This is a genomic window from Thalassospira sp. SN3W, assembly GCF_038070535.1.
Lineage (GTDB): Bacteria > Pseudomonadota > Alphaproteobacteria > Rhodospirillales > Thalassospiraceae > Thalassospira > Thalassospira xiamenensis.
On the sequence record NZ_CP121124.1, the window covers coordinates 4,153,490 to 4,173,869 of the forward strand.

At 51.0% G+C, this 20,380-nt stretch carries 19 protein-coding genes; 15 read left to right on the plus strand and 4 right to left on the minus strand.

Annotated elements, in window-relative coordinates:
* Window positions 1-61: 61 nt before the first annotated feature.
* From P8T57_RS19090 to P8T57_RS19140, 11 genes are all read left to right on the plus strand, one after another.
* Window positions 62-1,174 (plus strand): ABC transporter ATP-binding protein, encoded by a 1,113-nt coding sequence (locus P8T57_RS19090; protein WP_341364030.1) that lies wholly within the window; start codon window positions 62-64, stop codon window positions 1,172-1,174.
* On the plus strand, window positions 1,171-2,052 hold the full coding sequence (locus P8T57_RS19095; protein WP_341364031.1) for an ABC transporter permease: 882 nt from the start codon (window positions 1,171-1,173) through the stop codon (window positions 2,050-2,052). Before P8T57_RS19090 ends, P8T57_RS19095 begins: the two co-directional genes overlap by 4 nt.
* Before the next feature lie 14 nt (window positions 2,053-2,066).
* Entirely contained in the window at window positions 2,067-2,927 is an 861-nt protein-coding gene (locus tag P8T57_RS19100; RefSeq protein WP_341364032.1) for an ABC transporter permease, read from the plus strand.
* A 442-nt stretch (window positions 2,928-3,369) separates the two neighbouring features.
* A complete protein-coding gene (ugpB, locus tag P8T57_RS19105) occupies window positions 3,370-4,668 on the plus strand; it encodes a sn-glycerol-3-phosphate ABC transporter substrate-binding protein UgpB (protein ID WP_007089598.1) in 1,299 nt (432 codons plus the stop codon).
* Window positions 4,669-4,748: 80 nt separating this feature from the next.
* Window positions 4,749-5,627, plus strand: a complete 879-nt coding sequence (locus P8T57_RS19110; protein ID WP_007089597.1) for an ABC transporter permease subunit — start codon at window positions 4,749-4,751, stop codon at window positions 5,625-5,627.
* Between the two features lie 11 nt (window positions 5,628-5,638).
* Entirely contained in the window at window positions 5,639-6,493 is an 855-nt protein-coding gene (gene ugpE / locus P8T57_RS19115; RefSeq protein WP_007089596.1) for a sn-glycerol-3-phosphate ABC transporter permease UgpE, read from the plus strand.
* 63 nt (window positions 6,494-6,556) lie between these two features.
* Complete coding sequence (locus P8T57_RS19120; RefSeq protein ID WP_007089595.1) at window positions 6,557-7,627, plus strand: sn-glycerol-3-phosphate import ATP-binding protein UgpC; 1,071 nt, start codon at window positions 6,557-6,559, stop codon at window positions 7,625-7,627.
* A gap of 169 nt (window positions 7,628-7,796) precedes the next feature.
* Entirely contained in the window at window positions 7,797-8,270 is a 474-nt protein-coding gene (locus tag P8T57_RS19125; RefSeq protein ID WP_007089594.1) for a GAF domain-containing protein, read from the plus strand.
* A 59-nt stretch (window positions 8,271-8,329) separates the two neighbouring features.
* Entirely contained in the window at window positions 8,330-8,854 is a 525-nt protein-coding gene (gene ssb, locus P8T57_RS19130; protein WP_007089593.1) for a single-stranded DNA-binding protein, read from the plus strand.
* A 147-nt stretch (window positions 8,855-9,001) separates the two neighbouring features.
* Window positions 9,002-9,874, plus strand: coding sequence for a hypothetical protein (locus tag P8T57_RS19135; RefSeq protein WP_051682431.1), 873 nt, complete (start codon window positions 9,002-9,004; stop codon window positions 9,872-9,874).
* 103 nt (window positions 9,875-9,977) lie between these two features.
* Window positions 9,978-10,397, plus strand: coding sequence for an NUDIX domain-containing protein (locus P8T57_RS19140; protein ID WP_233421867.1), 420 nt, complete (start codon window positions 9,978-9,980; stop codon window positions 10,395-10,397).
* Here the strand turns inward: P8T57_RS19140 and P8T57_RS19145 are convergent.
* A complete protein-coding gene (locus tag P8T57_RS19145; RefSeq protein WP_233421868.1) occupies window positions 10,394-10,933 on the minus strand; it encodes a YchJ family protein in 540 nt (179 codons plus the stop codon). The two genes, P8T57_RS19140 and P8T57_RS19145, sit on opposite strands and share 4 nt — an antisense overlap.
* A gap of 594 nt (window positions 10,934-11,527) precedes the next feature.
* On the opposite strand from P8T57_RS19145, the gene rpoH reads away from it, so the two are divergent.
* On the plus strand, window positions 11,528-12,397 hold the full coding sequence (gene rpoH, locus P8T57_RS19150; protein WP_037992565.1) for an RNA polymerase sigma factor RpoH: 870 nt from the start codon (window positions 11,528-11,530) through the stop codon (window positions 12,395-12,397).
* 71 nt (window positions 12,398-12,468) lie between these two features.
* Here the strand turns inward: rpoH and P8T57_RS19155 are convergent, their stop codons facing one another.
* Window positions 12,469-12,915 carry an NUDIX hydrolase gene (locus P8T57_RS19155; RefSeq protein WP_007089588.1) on the minus strand — a complete coding sequence of 149 codons (447 nt, stop codon included), beginning with the start codon at window positions 12,913-12,915 and terminating at the stop codon, window positions 12,469-12,471.
* Window positions 12,905-13,171 (minus strand): hypothetical protein, encoded by a 267-nt coding sequence (locus P8T57_RS19160; protein ID WP_007089587.1) that lies wholly within the window; start codon window positions 13,169-13,171, stop codon window positions 12,905-12,907. The genes P8T57_RS19155 and P8T57_RS19160 overlap by 11 nt, the downstream gene beginning before the upstream one ends.
* Before the next feature lie 199 nt (window positions 13,172-13,370).
* Between P8T57_RS19160 and P8T57_RS19165 the strand changes: the two genes are divergently transcribed.
* The gene (locus P8T57_RS19165) at window positions 13,371-14,219 is read left to right on the plus strand and encodes a DUF502 domain-containing protein (RefSeq protein WP_007089586.1); all 849 of its coding nucleotides are present in this window, start codon (window positions 13,371-13,373) and stop codon (window positions 14,217-14,219) included.
* Window positions 14,220-14,277: 58 nt separating this feature from the next.
* Here the strand turns inward: P8T57_RS19165 and recG are convergent, their stop codons facing one another.
* On the minus strand, window positions 14,278-16,365 hold the full coding sequence (recG, locus tag P8T57_RS19170) for an ATP-dependent DNA helicase RecG (protein ID WP_114093433.1): 2,088 nt from the start codon (window positions 16,363-16,365) through the stop codon (window positions 14,278-14,280).
* A gap of 232 nt (window positions 16,366-16,597) precedes the next feature.
* Here recG and P8T57_RS19175 point away from each other — a divergent pair, with 232 nt between their 5' ends.
* Both P8T57_RS19175 and mfd read left to right on the plus strand, forming a co-directional pair.
* A complete protein-coding gene (locus tag P8T57_RS19175) occupies window positions 16,598-16,873 on the plus strand; it encodes a succinate dehydrogenase assembly factor 2 (RefSeq protein WP_007089584.1) in 276 nt (91 codons plus the stop codon).
* Window positions 16,874-16,877: 4 nt separating this feature from the next.
* On the plus strand, window positions 16,878-20,375 hold the full coding sequence (gene mfd / locus P8T57_RS19180) for a transcription-repair coupling factor (RefSeq protein ID WP_341364033.1): 3,498 nt from the start codon (window positions 16,878-16,880) through the stop codon (window positions 20,373-20,375).
* Window positions 20,376-20,380: the final 5 nt, after the last annotated feature.

Below are 20,380 nucleotides of genomic sequence, written 5' to 3' on the forward strand. Positions count from 1 at the left end.
TTTCATTTCTGCGATAGCCGGGTTCAAGCTGGCATCGGTAATTCATTTCATGCAGGCTCCTATGGCAGATCAATTCGACCTTGAATGTCGTGACGTGGTCAAAAAGTTTGACGCTTTTACCGCGGTAGATTCGATTTCACTTACGATTCCCAAAGGGTCCTTCTTTTCTATTCTGGGGCCAAGTGGTTGCGGTAAAACCACGCTGTTGCGCATGCTGGCCGGGTTTCAGGCACCGACATCGGGCGACATCCTTATCAAGGGATCATCGGTGCTGGGTGTCCCGCCAAACCGTCGACCGGTGAATATGGTATTTCAGCATCTGGCGCTGTTTCCGATGATGAATGTTTCGGAGAACGTGGCATACGGACTGAAACGCCGTGGTGCTGATCGGTCTACAATCGAGAAAAAGGTCATTGATACACTGGCACGTGTCGGGTTGCCGGATTCCGGCCCCAAACAGATCAGTCAGCTTTCTGGAGGGCAGAAACAGCGTATCGCAATTGCACGATGCCTTGTGCTGGAACCAGCGGTGCTGCTGCTTGATGAGCCGCTCGGCGCTCTTGATCTCAAGTTGCGTGAGCATATGAAGGTGGAGCTCAAGCAATTGCAGCACGAGATCGGCACGACCTTTGTTTACATCACGCACGACCAATCCGAAGCCTTGGTAATGTCCGATCAGGTGGCCGTCATGAATGCAGGCCGGTTTGAGCAGGTTGGGGCTCCGCAGGATCTTTATTACAACCCGCATACGGCTTTCGTTGCCGGATTTGTTGGAGAAAGCAATCGCTGGAAGGGGACGGTTGGCATGACGCATGACGATCATATCGTTATCAATCTACCGACCGGTGGGGCCGTTCTGGCATCTCGCAAGACTCATCCAACACTGGCTGAAGGGCAACCTGTTGATGTTTTTGTCCGTCCGGAAGCCATCGCGATTGACGGGCAGGGCAAGACTGACAATGCGATTGCCGCAAAAGTTGACAATGTTCTGTTTAATGGTGCCGCCAGCAGTGTTCAGGTCCGCGATAAGGCAACGGGCCATGAAATGACGGTTGCGTTACCGCAAACGGGTGTTTTTGCCAATCTGAAATCCGGTGATCTGGTCAATTTGACCTGGGGGGCTGAACAGACCCGATGCTTTGTCGCAGCACAAAATCAAGAGGCGACAGCATGACAAATCCTGCATCCTCGGGCACTGGCGGGGCTGTTCGCTTTGGCGCGCTATTGCTGGCCATGCCCTTGTTGCTTTGGCTGTTTTTGCTGGTGATCCTGCCGCATGTCGACTTGTTGCTTGTGTCGCTGCGTGAACGGATTTCATATGGCAAGTACGAATTCAGCCTGATCAATTACACCGAGTTTTTTGTCGAGCCGCTTTATTGGAACACCTATGTTCGAACGGCGGTGATGTCGATCATGGCGACCGTACTTACGCTTTTGATCGGTTTTCCTGTTTCCTATTACATCGCCAAAGTCATGCGGGGCAAAGGCAAGAATGTTTTGTTCCTGCTATGTCTGATCCCGTTCTGGGTATCAGAGCTGGTGCGGACGTTTGGCTGGATGATTTTGCTGCGCGAAAGCGGTGTGATCAGCAATTTCCTGCAATGGGCCGTGATCACCGATGGGCCGGTTGAGATGCTTTATAATGATGCCACCATCATGGTGGGGCTTGTATACACGTCGATGTTGTTCATGGTCGTGCCTCTTGTGTCAGTACTTGACAGCCTTGACGACAGTTTGATTGAGGCAGGCTATGACCTTGGCGGAAATGCATTCACGGTGACACGCGATATCGTCATTCCGCATGCCATGCCCGGAATCGCGTCAGGCTGCATCGTTGTTTTCATGCTGACACTTGGTAACTATCTGACCCCGAATCTTTTGGGCGGCAAGGATAGCCTTTGGTTTACCGAGCAAATCTATACACAGTTCATCACGCGGTTTAACTGGGAATCCGGATCGGCATTCGGGTTTCTGTTGCTGGTTCTGTCATCGATGATTGTTTGGATCGGTCTGAAGCTGAGCCGCCAGACACTCTCAGAAACCGTGAGCTGAGGGAGGAAACCGCCATGATTCCGAGCATTCCGCAGCCGCGCTTTTACAAAGGCATTTACGCAGGGTATATCGCTCTATTTTTCATCTACCTTAGTGCGCCGTTGATTGTTGTTGGTGTGTTTGCCTTCAATGATAGCCTGTTCCCGTCCATGCCATGGGAGGGAGGCACACTCAAATGGTTCTTTGGCAGCGACGGTCCGTATATCGGAATATTCAATGACGGCAAGTTACTGGAAAGCGTTGGGGTTTCAGCCTTTGTCGCATTTTGGGTGACCTTGCTGTCGGTTACTGTCGGAACCTGCAATGCGTTCCTGTTTGAACGTGCGCAGTTTCCGGGCAAAAATCTGCTTTATGTGGTGGCGTTGTCGCCCTTGGTTATTCCCGGGGTCATATTGGGCATATCGATTCTGGTCTTTTCCAATGCCATTGCAAACGGAATTGAAGAAGCGATTGGATGGGATATTGATTTCCTGCGACCGGGGCTGTTTCTGGTGATTATCGGGCAATTTACCTTTATCACTACGATAACGACGCTGGTGATTTCTGCGCGTCTTCGCAAATTTGACATCAGCCTGGAAGAAGCCGCACTTAATCTTGGTGCAACACGACAGGCAGCTCTTTGGACGGTTACCATCCCATTCCTGAAACCGGCATTGATCGGGGCGGGGATCGTTGCATTCCTGATGTCGTTTGAAAATTTCAACACAACACTGATGCTAGTCGGATCTGATGCGCCGTTGACCATTGCCATGTTTGACCGCCTCAAACAGGGATCAACACCGGTTCTGAACGCGCTGTCCCTGCTGCTTATGGTGGTTTCTGGCGGCTTGGCATTGCTTTCCGTTTTTGTTCAGCGTGACAGGAATTCCACCTGAGATTACAGCGTCAAGATGCAGCGATCCATGTTCGCAAATGAACATTGAACGGGTATCCTTTGGGTACCCGTTTTGCATATGCAAATGGAGTTGTTGCAATGCATTGTTGCAAGTGCATGACTTTGTAATATTTGTGAAAGTGCCGAAAAATCTGGGAAAATGTTAAATGTGCGCATGTGAAAGACATTTATGCCATTCATCAGGATTGAAAGCCTTTGCAAGCTGTTCGATTTATGAGATGTTCATATGAACATTTGAAGGGGTCGAATGCACACTGAAAATCAAAAACTGACAGTTTTTAAGGTCATTTCGCGCATCAAAAGTAAATTTCCGAAAACTGTCACTTGAGGAAACGTCCCCCTCGAATGAAAACGAATGCGTTGTGTCGACCGATCAACAGGCGGTTGGCGCGAACGAGTTTTTATTTGGGAGATAGAAGATCATGTTTCGCAAAACCCTGATGGCAGCAGCAGCTGTGTTCGCACTGGGCGGCACAGCGAATGCTGCGACCGAGATCACCTGGTGGCATGCCATGGACGGCGCACTGGGCGATGTCGTCAATCAGATCACTGCCGACTTCAACGCCAGCCAGGACGAATACCAACTGGTTGCTGTGAACAAAGGCGGTTACGAAGACACGATGACGGCCGGTATTGCTGCTTTCCGCGCGAAAAACCAGCCGAACATCATCCAGATCTTCGATGCCGGTGCTGCAACCATCATTAACGCCAAAGGCGCTGTTAAACCGGTTCAGGACCTTATGCAGTCAAATGGTGTCAAGTTTGACATCAATGATTACATCCCGGGGGTTCGCTACTTCTATGCCGATTCCGACGGCAAGATGATTGGCATGCCGTTCAACAGCTCGACCCCGCTGCTTTATTTCAACAAAGATGCGCTGGCCAAAGCCGGTGTTGAGGTGCCGAAAACCTGGCAGGAATTCGAAGAAATCGCACCGAAGCTGAAAGAAGCCGGTTTCGAAGGCCTTGCCGAGTCACACAGCCCGTGGATCTTCTTTGAAAACTTCATGTCGCGTCACAACCTTCAGATGGCAACGGCCAACAATGGTTATGACAGCACGGATGTTGAACTTCTATACAACAATGACGCGCTCAAAGATCACTGGAAGCACGTCAAAGAATGGAAAGATGCCGGTTATTTCGGTTACTATGGCCGCGCATGGGGCGCCAACCAGGACGCCTTCCTGCAGCAGAAAGCCGCAATGTGGCTCGGTTCTTCCGGCTCGTTCGGTGGTCTTAAAAAATCTGCACAGTTTGAATTTGGCACTTCGACCCTTCCATATTGGGAAGGCGTTGGTGACGCGCCGAAATCGACCTTCATCGGTGGTGCCTCGCTGTTCGCATTCTCTGGCCACAGTGCAGAAGAAGATGCCGGCGTTGCCAAATTCTTCGAGTTCCTGACCAAACCGGAAACCCAGTTCTACTGGCACAAAGAAACCGGTTATGTTCCGATCACCACCGCGGCCTACGAACTTGCCAAGAAAGAAGGCTACTATAACGAAAGCCCGGACGCCGAAGTCGGCATTCAGCAGCTTTCCGAAGAAGGTGGAGAGTGGACCAAAGGTTATCGCCTTGGTTTCTACGTTCAGATCCGTGAAGTCATCTATCGCGAAGTCGACAAGATGATGAATGGTGAAGCAACCATCGATCAAGCTTTTGCTACGATCGAGGAAGAAGGCAATGCGCTTCTGAAACGCTTCCACGATACCTATTCGAACTAAGCATTATCTCGCTGACAGGGCGGCTTTTACCGGCCGCCCTGTTTTTCGATTCCTGGACCGGTCTTGGGGTTGCGTCAGCAATGAAACGCGTACAATTCGGGCACAGCCCGGTGCCATACTTTTTTGTGGCACCACAAATTCTGATTATTGCGATATTTTTCCTGTGGCCTGCCGCACAGGCAGTTTACCAGTCTTTCCTGCTTGAGGACGCCTTTGGCATGTCCTCGCAGTTTGTTTGGTTCCGAAATTTTGAGGATGTGCTTTCGAGCAGCAGCTGGCTGAAGTCAGCCATTTTCACAGCTGTCTTTTCCTTCCTTGTGGCATTCATTTCCATCGCGATTTCGCTGTTTCTTGCCGTTCGGGCCGATGAAGTGATCCGCGGAGCCAAATCATATAAAACGCTTTTGATGTGGGGATATGCCGTTGCGCCGCCTGTGGCTGGCTTGCTGGGCAATATGTTGTTCAACCCTTTGATGGGCGATCTATACAAGCTGTTTAACAGCTTCGGGTTTGAGTTCAATCACATCCAGAACGCCAATGATGCGGCATTTGTCGTGACTCTGATTGCCGTGTGGAAACAGGTCAGTGTGAATTTCATTTTCTTCCTGTCAGGTTTGCAGGGAATTCCGAAATCGGTAACTGAAGCCGCCACTCTGGATTGCAAAAGTGCAGAACGTCGTTTCTGGACGATTACCTTCCCTCTGCTGGCGCCAACCACATTCTTCCTGATGGTGATCAACCTTACCTATGCGTTCTTTGAAACGTTCGGGATCATCGATGTTTCGACCAAGGGATCACCGGGTGGTGCGACAGCAACCCTTGTTTACAAGGTTTATGTCGACGGATTCCTTGGAGCGGATATGGGCGGTAGTTCGGCGCAATCCGTGCTGCTGATGATCATGGTCAGCGTGCTGACTGTGTTCCAGTTCCGATTTATCGAACGCAAAGTGCATTATTAGGGGGACGCGTCATGTATCAGTCAAAATGGCGTTCTATTACCAATCATGTGATCCTTATTCTTGGATCGCTCTTTATGATCCTGCCGGTATGGATTGCGTTCGTTTCATCGACCCATACGCGTGAATTTCTGTTTCAGAACGGCTTGCAGTTCTGGTTTGGCGGACATTTCCTTGAAAATTACGGCGCGATCCTGTTTGACACGGCGGCAACAAAAGGCCGTGTTACGGCGCTTGAAATGCTGTTTAATAGCATGGTTCTTGGACTTGGCTTTGCGATTGGCAAAGTCATCATTTCAATGATGGCGGCATATGCGATCGTCTATTTCCGCTTCCGGCTTGCGGTGCCGATATTCTGGGTCATTTTCTCGACCCTTTTGCTGCCTCTTGAAGTGCGAATTGTGCCATCCTACGAGGTGGTATCAAGCCTTGGGCTACTCAATACCTATACCGGCTTGATCCTACCGCTGATTGCGTCGGCAACGGGTACGTTTTTCTTCCGTCAGTTTTTCCGATCTGTTCCGGATGAGCTTTTGGAAGCCGCGCGTCTGGATGGGGCAGGGCCGCTTCGTTTCTTCATCGATATCCTGGTGCCGCTTTCGGTCACCATGATTGCCGCGATCTTTATCATCATGTTTGTGGTTGGCTGGAACCAGTATCTGTGGCCGTTGCTGATGACTACTGATGATCAGCTTTACACCATCGTGATCGGGATCAAGCAGGTTTATAATTCGCTTTATGAAGGCGGCCAGATTCCGCAGTTCCCCAAGGCATTTGCACTGACAATCATGGCAACCATCCCGCCGGTACTGGTGGTGGTGATTTTCCAGCGAATGTTCGTAAAAGGTCTGGTCGAAACCGAAAAATAGGCTCGATCAACCATTTGATATCAGTGATTTAAAGATACACAGATCCGCATACAGGATACGAAAATGGCAACTGTTACCCTTAATCGGGCTGAAAAAACCTATGACAACGGCTTCAAGGCTTTGCATGGTATCGATCTTCATATTGGTGACGGGGAATTCACCGTTCTGGTCGGCCCGTCGGGCTGTGGCAAATCAACACTTCTGCGAATGATCGCGGGCCTTGAAAGCATTACAGGTGGCGAGATCAAAATCGATGACCGGGTTGTCAACAATGTTGCGCCGGCTGATCGTGACATCGCGATGGTGTTTCAGAACTATGCGCTTTATCCGCATATGACCAACTATGCCAACATGGCATATGGTCTTAAAAATCGCGGATACAGCAAGGTGGAAATCGACACCCGCGTTCGAGATGCCGCCAAGATTCTGCAGCTTGACGATTATCTGGAACGCAAACCGCAGCAGCTCTCGGGCGGGCAACGCCAGCGTGTGGCAATGGGGCGTGCAATTGTGCGCGAACCAAAGGTTTTTCTGTTTGATGAGCCGCTGTCGAACCTTGATGCAAAGCTTCGTGTCGATATGAGACTTGAGATCAAGAACCTTCAACAACGTCTTGGAATTACGTCAGTTTATGTGACGCATGATCAGGTCGAAGCCATGACACTGGCAGATCGCCTGATTGTCATGAATGCCGGCGTTGCCGAACAAATTGGTACGCCGATTGAAATATATGAAAAACCGGCCAGCCTCTTTGTCGCAAGCTTCATCGGATCGCCGTCAATGAACTTCCTGAACGGGACGGTTTCGGATGACAAAAGCCACGTCGTTATCGGCGATGGCAGCAAGATCGATCTTGATCATCAGATCGAGGCCGGTCGAGAACTGGTGGTCGGGGTCCGTCCAGAACACTTTACCCTGACTGTCGATGGCAGTGGTGCATTGAAGGCCAGGGTTCGAATGATTGAATCGCTTGGTGCGGAAACGCTGGTCTATCTTGAATTCGGTGAAAAGAATGAAAGTGTGACGTTGCGCATGCAGGGCACGCATCAGTTTGCCAAAGGACAGGAACTGGCACTTTCGACCACAACCGATCAGGTGCATCTGTTTGACAGGGACAGTGGCAAGCGTCTCTGATCTTGATTTGATCTCTGGTTCGTCGCAAGCCGGTCTGCAGCGGCCCCGGTGCGTCTATCGTGCCGGGGCTGTTTTTTAGACGGAGGGAATGCGTAACCGGGTTAATTTTGTCCTTGTTTCGATACAGCCAAGCAGGTAGTTCCTTGGCCATACAACGCAGGAGCATCATGTGAACGCCGAACAGAAACAGGTTCTTTATCAGGAAGCTGAAAAAGAACTGATCAGCATCACCGAGGGTGAAACCAACGTCACCGCGCTGATGGCGACAATCAGCTGTATTCTTGCACAAAAGTTCGACTATTATTTCTGGACTGGCTTTTATATCGTTGATCCAGCGAAAGAAAATGAACTGGTCGTCGGGCCTTATCAGGGGACTTTGGGGTGCCTGCGCATTCCGTTTGGTCGCGGTGTTTGCGGCACAGCTGCTGCGACGCTCAAAACCCAGGTTGTTGAAGATGTTCACGCTTTTCCGGGGCATATCGCCTGTGACAGCCGGTCGAACTCCGAGATTGTCGTGCCGGTGCTGAATGCGCAAGGACAGTTGATTGCGGTGCTCGACGTCGATAGTGTCGAGGCTGGTTCGTTCGACGATACTGATCGCATCGCACTTGAAACTTTAATGCAGCGCATTTTTGCGCAATGATAACTCACCAGTTTCGTTCATACGAAACGGCGGACAACACAAACTTTGGAAGATAACCCATGGCTGGCAGTGTCAATAAAGTCATTCTCGTCGGGAACCTCGGCCGCGATCCTGAAATTCGTTTCACCCAGGCTGGCAAAAAGATTGCCAATTTCAGCATTGCGACCTCGGAACAGTGGCGAGACCGCCAGTCGGGCGAGCGTCGCGAGCGCACCGAATGGCATCGCATCGTCGTTTTCAACGAAGGTTTGGCCGATGTGGTTGAACGCTTTGTGAAAAAAGGCAGCAAGCTTTATATCGAAGGCCAGCTTCGCACCCGCAAATGGCAGGGGCAGGACGGCAAGGACAATTACACCACTGAAATCGTGCTTGAAGGATTCAACTCGAACCTGACCATGCTCGACAACCGCGGCGAAGGCGGCGGCATGGGTGGCGGCGGCGCAAGCTCTGGCGGCAGCTATGGATCGGACAATGGTGGCGGTTATGGCGGCGGATCGGATGCCGGTTGGGGCAATGGTAGCTCGTCGGGCGGCGGTTCTGCGCCTGCCGGAGCACCGGACCTTGATGACGAAATTCCGTTCTAAGACGCGGTTGGTTGCAAGACTTGTTGATGCCCTCGGGAACTTGCTTTTCCGGGGGCATTTTTGTTCATGCCAGAAGAGTGCATCTGAATAAGCCACCCAGCCGATCTTCCGGTTCCCAGCCTCGCATCTGTGAAAAGTAGCATTCCCATGACATCGAATGGCAAGTTGACCCTTGATTTCATAAAGCAGCAGGCAGAAGAAGAACAGCTAATGCCGACGAACTTCAAGCAGGTGAAGCTGACAAAGAAGTTTCTGTTGCCGCACATCCGGAAATTGCAAGACGACTTGCTACGTCTGAGATTGCAGTTTGATCGTGAGTTTGATCAGGCCCGGCACCCGAAAAAAGGCGAATATCCCCAAGGATACTGCTATGAAATCACCAAAGGCGTCAAAGAGCTTTTGGAGCATGAGTTGCAGGCGCCACAGACCGTGGGGATTGGCGCGTTACGAGATTTTTGTCTGAATGGTGGAATAGCCAAACGTGTTTGGGGCAATCTTCGACACGAATATTTTCAGAATGCTTTCCAGTTCGGCGATCTTTACGTCGATGTTTCCAATGATACAGTGACGATCACCAAGCCAAAGGTGGAAATCCTTCCGCTGGCCAAGGCCCGATTCTATTCGATCTCGGACTATGACACCTATGCCGGGCTCGCTGAGAAATACTGGAAGGGTAATATCTATCCAAACCGGCTTTTGCCTGAATTGGCCGTTATGTTCCCGATCTTCTTTGTTTCGGCGGACGGGAAGCCCGAAGCGCATGCGAATTACCAGACGATCCTGTATCGCAATATGCAACTCGATTTCGCGTTAGCGGAGAGGTTCCTGACCAAGGGCAGGTTTCAAGATCGGGTATTGCCTGAAAACCATGCCAAACGTCTGATATCCGAGTTCGGCGGTCTTGAAATGCCGGTATCAAATGATGACCTTAAAAGACACTTCGCCGCCGCCCGGCAAAGCGAATTACGGCTGGATGCTGTTCGTTGTCAATTGCTGCTTGATCAGGCGCGAGCAATTTGAAATTGTTGTAACTTCAAACATATAATGTGTTCGTTTGAACATTTGCGCGGTATTCAAATCCGGGAATATAAATTTGGTCGGACCGATCTTTGGTAACCCGGACATGGGTAGAAACTACATCGTGCAGGACTGTGTCTATGCCGTCATCCTCAACGATGCCGGTGAGGTTGCGGTTGCGCGCACTCCCAAAGGCGTTGTTCTCATCGGGGGCGGGGTCGAGCGTGGCGAAAGTGAGCGTGATGCCTTGCATCGCGAAGCATATGAAGAATCCGGTTACAGGATAGATATTCGCAATCGTCTTGGAATTGCTTCACAATATGTCAGCAATTTTACCAAAGGCCGGTTTCGGCTCAAGCGCGGTGTGTTCTTCCTGTGCGAGTTCACCGAACGACTTGGGCCGCCGGTTGAACCGGATCATGAACTGATCTGGCTTGCCTATGATGATGCGCATCAAAAATTGATCCGGCCATTTCATCGTTGGGCGCTTGAAGTAGGGTTTGCGGGAGAGCAGGCATCGCCTTAACCGCAACACTTTTTATATTTCTTGCCCGAACCACAAGGGCAGGGATCATTGCGGCCAATGTTGACGGAGTTAAGAACAGTTTTTAGGTTTCGTTGTTCGGGAAATTTACCATCTATATAAAGCCAGTTCCCGTTGCGGCGTTCAAATCGGGATATTTCGTGCAAGACATGATCGGTACCCCTATCGCGAAACCGGGCAACGAATTCGACAATACCATTCTGATCAAGAATGCCGCCTTTATCCGTCGCAATTATTTCCAGTCCAGTCCATTCGCATCTGTCCGACCTGATCTGATCCTGATCAAATCCTGATGCCTTTTCCGGAGCCAGTGTTGCCAGAAGGTAATCCGCGTCTCGGCAAACAAATGCGCTGTAACGAGCACGCATCAATTGTTCGGCAGTTGAGGCTTTTCGCTTTCCAGCCAGGATTGCCCCGCAGCAATTGTCGAAACTTTCGCCTTTTCCACAAGGGCAGGGGCCTATGGCTGCAGGTTTATGCATCGCACATCGCAACTGTCCATTGGTCACATAAATCATTTTCGCTCAAACGCATTGTTAATGTCGTGTCATACCAGCCCCAACAGGAGCGGGTATCGACCAGTCCCATTACCACATTTTATGGGGTGCCTTAAAACGCTGCAAAAAACAATCAGTATGCCTTCTTTTTGCCGTATATCGATTTTAGCGTGAAGATATTGGTATTGATAATTCCCGACTGCGTTTATCGGGTAAATTATGTAAAATACTGATATTGAAAGTTAAATATAGCTGAAATCCAGTCAGGTTTATCTTGACGAATTTAGTCGGATTTAGGTATATTAACTTTTGCGGGTGGGGGCCCAATGGCACCGCCGGATGATGTTCCGGCCTAATGGCGGACATGTAAATTGTCGATTTGCTTCGAGGAAGGAAGAGACACGATGAATATACGTTATCTTTGCGTCTGCTGTCCTCTCCCATAGGGCCTATGGGATGAAATTGCGACCGGACGAAACCATTTCCCCAAATGAATGCCGGTCGTCCACGTGATTTAAGTCACAACTGACAGTGTTTGCGCGTCATCTAAAGTCTGTTTGAATTCGTAGGAAGAATTGTCAGGCGTGGTGCGTAAACCTCTCTGGAGGACATGATATGAGCACGATTAAATTACCTGCAGTACCGCAGGACGACGGTTTCTCCGGTTACCTGAGACAGGTCTGGAAGTTTCCGATGCTCAGCGTAGACGAAGAATATATGCTTGCACGCCGCTATCACGAGCATGATGACACGGATGCAGCTCACAAGCTGGTCACAAGTCACTTGCGTCTTGTCGCAAAAATTGCGTTCGGCTATCGGGGCTATGGCCTTCCAATGGCTGATCTGGTGGCCGAGGGCAATACCGGCTTGATGCGGGCTGTTCAAAAATTCGATCCGGAACGTGGTTTCCGTCTGTCGACCTATGCAATGTGGTGGATCAAGGCGGCAGTGACCGAATATATCCTTCACAGCTGGTCGATGGTGAAACTTGGCACCATGGCAGCGCAGAAAAAGCTGTTTTTCAGCCTGCGTAAAGCCAAAAAGCAGCTTAACATCTATGACAATGGCGAACTGTCACCCGAACAGGCAGATGCCGTTGCCGAGAAGCTTGGCGTGACCGGTAAAGAAGCGCTTGAAATGAACCGTCGCCTTGCAGCGCGTGATTTCTCGCTTAACACACCAATGCCGAAAGACGAAGGCATGGAGTATCTTGATACTCTGTCGTCGGATGCACCAAGCCCGGAAAGCATCGTTGCAGATGCCGAGGAGCGTGTTTTACATAACGACATGCTGAAAAGCGCGATGGGTGAGTTGCCAGAGCGTGAGCGTGAGATTATCGAAGCCCGTTTCCTGAGTGATGATCCGATTACGCTTGAAAAACTTGGCGAACGCTTTGGCGTAAGTCGCGAACGTGTTCGTCAGCTTGAGGCGCGCGCATTCAAAAAAATTCAGGAATCTGTTCTGACGCAGCATGCTGCAGCGTGATCAGATTTCCACTAATCGATCAAAAGGCGGCATCTTCTGATGTCGCCTTTTTGTTTTCGTGGGGGGTGAATTTACCGACGTAAAGCGCGCGAGCGGGTAATGATGTCTTTGGTTTTGTCCCAAAGCCTGTAGTCATCAAGCTGCACGAAAGGCACCCAGCGGGCATCGGCAGCATCGCCGCCAGTCTTTAAATCGGTTTCTTGTGCTTCGGCGACGAAGTCGATCAGGGTATAGTGATATTGAACCTGCCCATTGCCATCTGGCGTGATCAGGTCGACTGTATCAATCAGAACCGGGGTTGATACGATGATACCGGCTTCCTCCAGGACTTCCCGCCGAACCGCATCACGCAATGTTTCACCAAGCTCCTGTGCGCCGCCGGGAATGCTCCAACTGCCTTTACTTGGCGCCTTGCCCCGTTTGATCAGTAAAACATTTTCGTCATTCCAAATAACAGCACCAACTCCGATGATCGGTCTGGCAAGGTAATCTCGCTTATCGTCTATATCAGACATCATCCTCATCTTCTATGTCTTCATCCGGATCAGGAACGTCATGGGCGACTTTTCCTGTCATTTCCCGCGCCCTTATGGCAGGTCGGCCAAGAAACTGATCTTCGGATTCCGGACGCAAAGACATCACGAAATCGACTGCTGGTGCGTCACCCAGGGCAAATTGCCGTGCAGTTTCATAATCGGGCGCTGTTACCTTCGCTGTGCGGATACCGACAGAGCCATTATCATCGTATATGTATTCAACAATCCAGACCTGCAAAACAACTCCTTTTCAATGGCGGTTGATGCCGCCTGTTTTGTTTGGTTGCGCCACAAACTTGAATGCTGCTATCACTCTATAAATGGGAGTTTCCCAGCTTAATAGTCGCAGCATTGCCATACTGTTAATGACAAATGGTGAATGCAAATATGTATTACAGGTCAAAAGATGTAATGCGACGTCTCTTCACAGGTGATCAATGACCGCCAATCACGATAACCAACATGATTCGGATAGCGAAAATGCCGGACATGCCCTTCCCAGCCCGGGCTTTTTTGCCCGTGTGCGTGCTTATTTTCTGACAGGTGTTCTCGTCAGTGCGCCACTTGTTATTACATTTGGTCTGGCATGGTGGTTTATAGAATTCGTCGACAGTAAGGTCATGCCGCTGATTCCGGGGCATTACAACCCGGTCTATTACCTACCCGAAGGTTATCAGGAATACGGTATCCCGGGATTTGGTTTGTTGGTGATCCTGATTTTCATTACGGTTGTCGGCTGGTTCACCACCAACTTTGCCGGACGCGCGCTGATCAAGCTTTATGAACGTATTCTGGCGCGTATTCCTGCGGTTCGCAGCATTTATGGTGCGGTCAAACAGATACTTGAAACGGTGCTGGCCAATCAGTCAAATGCATTCCGTCAGGCTGTTTTGCTGGAATATCCGCGCCGCGGCATGTGGGCTATTGGCTTTATTACCGGCGAGACAAAGGGTGAAGTGCAGAACCTGACGGAAGATACGGTTATCAATATCTTTTTGCCAACCACACCAAACCCAACATCGGGATTCCTTTTGTTCGTGCCACGCCGGGATATCGTGATCCTTGATATGACGGTCGAAGAGGCGATCAAAATGGTTATGTCAGGCGGGATTGTTACACCAACTGATCGTCGCAGTGCTGAACTTCAGGCCAAGCCGCGTGTTTCCGCAAAGACATACGAAGACGTAGATGTTTTGCGTGAAAAAGAAAACATACCGGTTCTGGTTTCCAAACATCCCGAACCGGGGAACGAGAATACCGATGACAAAAGCCGCGAGGATGCGTAAAGCGGTTTAATTGAAACCAAAAAACAAGGGCGCCGCAATTTGCAAGCGCCCTTGTTTTTTAGCCGGACCGGAAATAGCGAACGGCTTCGTCGCGCTCGAAAAGATACAGCAACAACCGCAATGCTTCGCCGCGCGGTTTTTGCAGATCGGGATCAAGTTCGACAATCAGTCGGGCATCATCACGTGCAATTGCAAGCAAATCCCCATGCATCTCAAGACTGGCTAGGCGATAGGCTTGCAAGCCGCTTTGCCGGGTGCCCAATACTTCGCCAGCGCCTCTCAAACGAAGGTCTTCTTCGGCAATGATAAAACCGTCTTCGGTTTCGCGCATGATTTTCAGACGAGCTTTTGAAATTTCGCCTAATGGTGCACCGTAAAGCAGCAGACAGGTTGATGCCGCGTCTCCACGTCCGATTCGTCCGCGTAGCTGATGCAGCTGTGCCAACCCAAAGCGTTCAGCATGTTCTATGACCATGATTGTCGCTTCCGGGACGTTGACACCAACCTCAATCACGGTGGTTGCGACAAGAATTGACAGATCACCGTGGGCGAAGCGTTTCATCACGGCGTCCTTGTCCTTGGCTTTCATTTTGCCGTGGACAAGCCCGACACGACTTTCGCCAAAAAGTTCGACCAGAATGCGATAACGTTCTTCTGCTGCCTGCAGGTCAAGGATTTCGGAATCCTCGACCAACGGGCATACCCAGTAAATCTTGGTTCCGGTGCGCATGGCACGCCCGATGCCTGATATCACGTCATCCGCTTTGTCAGCGGGCAGGACACGTGTATCAACGGGCTTTCTTCCTGGTGGTTTTTCATCCAATCGCGATACTTCCATATCCCCAAAGGCCGTTAGGGTCAGGGTTCTGGGGATCGGTGTTGCCGTCATGACCAGTACGTCGACAGCCTGTCCTTTGCCAGCCAGCATCAAACGTTGATGGACGCCAAATCGATGTTGTTCATCGACAACGGCGAAAGCCAGATCGCGGAATTTCACGTCTTCCTGAAACAGTGCATGCGTACCAACGGCAATCTGAAAAGTGCCATCTGCAAAACCTTCGAGCGCAGCTTTACGACTTTTGCCTTTATCACGACCCGTCAGGATTGCGCAGGTAACACCGATCTTTTCAAGAAGCGGGGTGATCGTTTCAAAATGCTGACGGGCAAGAATTTCAGTCGGCGCCATCAAAGCAGCCTGACTGCCTGTTTCGATTGCATTCAGCATGGCCATCAGGGCGACAACCGTTTTTCCAGAGCCAACATCCCCCTGAAGCAGGCGTAGCATGCGTCCGTTGCCACCCATGTCTTCGTAAATGTCTTTCAGTGCGCGTTGCTGCGCATCTGTCATGGCAAAGGGAAGTTCTGCTTCAAGTGCCTTGCGCAAACGGCCATCACCGTTTGTTGCTCGTCCGCCCAGCTTCCGCATCTTTGCTCGAATAAGCGCAAGGGCAAGCTGGTTTGCCAGCAGTTCGTCATAGGCAAGTCGTTTGCGGGCAGGGTGGTCAGGTGACAGGTCGCCATCATTTTCAGGGTTATGAACCTGATGCAGGGCGGACTTCAGATCAGGCCATTTGTGCCGTGCCTGTAGGGCGGGGTCATGCCATTCCGGGAGCTCCGGTACCATCGCAAGAGCCGCACGAGTTGATTTGGTAAGAGTTTTACCCGTGACACCAGCTGACATCGGGTACACAGGCTCCACGGTTTGAATTTCATCACGCTCGGCCTCGGTACCAATTCGGTCAGGATGGGTGATCTGGTATTCACCGCGATAATGATCAATTTTGCCCGAGATGATACGCTTTTCACCAACCGGCAGAACTTCGTTCAGATATTTGGCCCTGGCATTGAAAAATGCCAAAACCAGAGGGCCACTTTGAGTTTTGCAAATGACCCGATACGGGCGGCGCCGATTTGGCGGTGCATCATGGCGTTCGATCCAGACATCCAGCGTAACAATCGATCCATCAATTGTTTCTGTTAGAGGCGGAGAAAAACGTCGATCAATCAGCCCCGATGGCAGATGCCACAGCAAATCGACCACATGTTCGCCGCCGATCAACCGCGCAAGCAAAGGCTTCAGGCGCGGACCAATGCCGGGCAGGCTGTCGATTTCAGCAAAAAGCGGGAACAATATTTCCGGGCGCATGACGGTTTCGTTGTGTTTTCGGATAAGAACGTTAATAGAACAAATCGGTTTAGGTGCTGGGTATACAACAAAATTATCGTGCGACAACCGACAAGTCACGAGCCAATGCAAATTGGATGGATGACAGCATGGACCAATTGGCGAATTTACCGTACAAACCATGCCACAAAAGACAAACTGTGCCTTTGGTTTTATGCCGATGCACAGTGATCAGAAAAGACAGGAGATGAACGTGAGTATCGACAGCAAAGAACTTGAAGTCCGACGCAAGAAATTGCTGTTTCGCGGCGGCCATCGCGGTACCAAGGAAAACGATATCCTGATCGGTCGTTTCATGGAGGCGCACCTTGCCACCCTGTCAGAAGAACAGCTCGAACGTTTTGAAATCCTGATGAATGATGTTCCCGATGCCGATTTCTTTAAGTGGGCAACGGGCAAAGAGCAGGCACCGGAGGAATATGATACCGACGTGCTGCACATGATTCAGGAACTTAGCAACGCCAGATAAGAAATTGAATAAATTAAAAGAAATCATTTCAACAAAAGGTCGCAAGCGGCTGTGTGGTGTTCCCGAGGGTGCCGACGCTTTATTGTTGCGCGAATTGCTGGATGCATCGGCAAACGACGCCACAATCCTGCATATCGTGCGCGATGACAAACGCATGGCCCAGCTTGCCGAGGCACTTGCTTTCTTTGCGGGCGAGGTCGAAGTCTTGACCCTTCCGGCATGGGATTGCTTGCCTTACGACCGGGTTTCACCGATTGCCGAAGTTACGGCACGCAGGGTTGAAACATTGACGACACTGGCTGAGGATATCAAACCGGCCAGCGGGCAGGGACGTATCGTTCTGGCAACAGCAGCGGCGGTCATGCAACGCGTCCCGCGGGTAGATGTTATGCGCGATGGCAAACTGACCTTTAAATCAGGACAGGAGCATTCCCGCGCCGATCTGACCGGCTATTTTGATCGGATGGGCTATAATCGTGCCGAACAGGTTATGGAGCCCGGTGATTACGCGGTTCGTGGTGATATTGTTGATATCTTTGCGCCGGGCATGAAAGAGCCTGTGCGACTTGACTTCTTTGGTGACGAGATCGAAAGCATTCGCCGGTTTGACGTTGAAACCCAGCGCACTGTCGGACGGATCAACGAAATCGCCCTTCTGCCCGTTGGCGAAGTGTTTCTGGATCACGAAAGCATTTCCCGGTTCCGCAGCGGATATCGCGAACTTTTTGGCGTCGTATCGCAAACTGATCCACTTTATGAATCGATCAGTAACGGCTTGAAATATGGTGGCATGGAGCATTGGCTGCCGTTGTTCCACGACGGTATGGACACTGTATTTGCCTATCTTCCGGGTGTAATGGTCAGCCTTGATCATCAATATGGCGAGGTCATCGAAAACCGCCTTGAGATGATTGACGATTATTATCAGGCACGCCTGAATATAAAGGGCGGCGGGCTTTCGGGGGACAATGTTTATAAACCTGTGCCGCCCGAGCGGCTTTACCTTGATCAGGCCGAATTTGACCGGATGCTGAATGATCGCACGGTTCTAGAACTTTCACCTTACTACGAAGAAGAAAGTGCTGAGCGTGCCGTTTTTGACATGGGGGCGCGTCCCGGGCGCGACTTTGGTGATGTTCGGGCACGGGCCGATACCAATCTTTATGATGAATTGCGTGATTTCATCGTCGCCCAACGTGGAAAGAATCAACAGGTTGTTATCGCAGCTTATTCCGATGGATCACGTGACCGTATGGTTTCGGTTCTGCGCGAACATGGAGTTGCAAAGGTTGTTACGGCAGAATGCTGGGAAGATGTTACTGACGATCTGACGCCAGAACAGCTTGCTGTTGTTATTCTCGATCTTGAACACGGGTTCCGCCGTGACGGTCTTTGGATACTTTCGGAACAGGATATTCTGGGCGATCGTATGAGCCGTCCAGGCGGACGACGTCGCAAGGCTGAAAACTTCCTGCGTGAAGCATCCGAGATTTCAGAGGGGGACCTTGTCGTCCATCTTGACCACGGGATCGGTCGTTATCTTGGTCTTCGGACCGTTACGGCGGGTGGTGCGCCTCACGATTGTCTGGAACTGGAATATGATGGCGGTGACAAGCTTTTTGTTCCGGTTGAGAATATCGAAGTTCTATCGCGCTATGGCTCGGACGAGGGGCTGTCGATCCTTGATAAACTTGGCGGCGTTGCCTGGCAGGCCCGCAAGGCCAAATTGCGCGAGCGCATTCGCGATATGGCAGGCAAGCTGATAAAGGTTGCCGCCGAACGCCATCTGCGCAAAGGGGCGGCCTTGACCGCCCCCGAGGGAAGTTATGACGAATTCTGTGCAAGCTTCCCGTTTGCTGAAACCGAAGATCAGGCACGTGCCATTCGCGATACGCTTGACGATCTGGCCGCAGGAAAGCCGATGGATCGTCTTGTATGCGGGGACGTTGGCTTTGGCAAAACAGAGGTCGCATTGCGCGCAGCCTTTGCCGCCGTAATGTCGGGCAAACAGGTTGCGATTGTTGCACCGACCACATTGCTATGCCGTCAGCATTACCTGACCTTCAAGCAGCGCTTTGACGGGCTTCCGGTGCGGGTAGAGCAACTATCACGTCTGGTAACGGGCAAGAACGCTAAACTGGTCAAGGACAACCTTGAAAGCGGGCATGTCGACATTGTGTGTGGCACGCACGCCCTGTTGGGTAACGGTGTAAAGTTCAAAGATCTTGGACTTCTGATCATCGATGAAGAGCAGCATTTCGGCGTCAAGCATAAGGAACGCCTGAAAGAGCTTAAAACCGATGTCCATGTACTGACATTAACAGCGACGCCGATCCCACGCACATTGCAGCTCGCCCTGACCGGAGTGAAAGAACTTTCGATTATTGCGACACCGCCGGTCGACCGTCTTGCGGTTCGGACCTATATCACGCCATATGATCCGGTTGTCGTGCGCGAAGCGATATTGCGTGAACGTCATCGTGGCGGGCAAATCTTCTATGTCTGCCCAAGGGTCAATGAACTTGGACGGGTTGCCAAGGAACTTGAAACACTTGTGCCTGAAATCAAGTTTGACGTTGCACATGGCCAGATGGGGCCTCGTGACCTTGAACAGGTGATGACCGATTTCACTGATCGCAAATTTGATCTGTTGCTTGCGACCAATATTATCGAGTCCGGCATCGATGTTCCGAACGCCAATACCATGATCATACATCGCGCCGACATGTTTGGTTTGGCGCAGCTTTATCAGTTGCGCGGGCGTATCGGTCGATCAAAACAGCGTGCCTATGCCTATCTGACATTGCCAAATGGCAAGAAGCTTACAGCAACCGCGTTAAAGCGACTTGAAGTCATGCAGACGCTTGACAGTCTTGGTGCCGGTTTCAATCTTGCCAGCCATGACCTTGATATTCGCGGAGCAGGGAACCTGCTTGGCGAGGAACAATCCGGCCATATCAAGGAAGTCGGTATCGAACTTTATCAGCAGATGATCGAAGAAGCCGTGGCCGAGGCCAAGGGCGAAATCGAGGCAGATGATGCGGCATCCTTCGTTCCGCAGATCAATGTCGGAATGCCGGTGCTGATACCGGATCGTTATGTGCCCGATCTTGGCGTGCGGCTCGGCCTTTATCGTCGTATTTCAGAACTGCGTTCCCGCGAGGAAGTTGACCAATTTGCCGCCGAGATGATTGACCGCTTTGGCAAGCTGCCAAAAGAGGTCGAAAACCTTTTGGACGTGGTCACGATCAAACAATGGTGCCGCACATCCAATGTTGAAAAACTCGATGCCGGCCCCAAAGGGGCGCTTGTCACGCTTCGGAATAATGAATTCCCGAACCCGGCCGGTCTGGTTGGTTTTATCCAGCAACAGGTTGGCGTGGCGCGTTTGCGCCCGGATCACAAGATCGTTTATGCTGCAGGGTGGGATGGTCCGACAGATCGATTGGAAGGTTTAAAGCGCCTGATGCGTCGCTTGGCCGATATTGCTGCAAAAGCATAACGAAA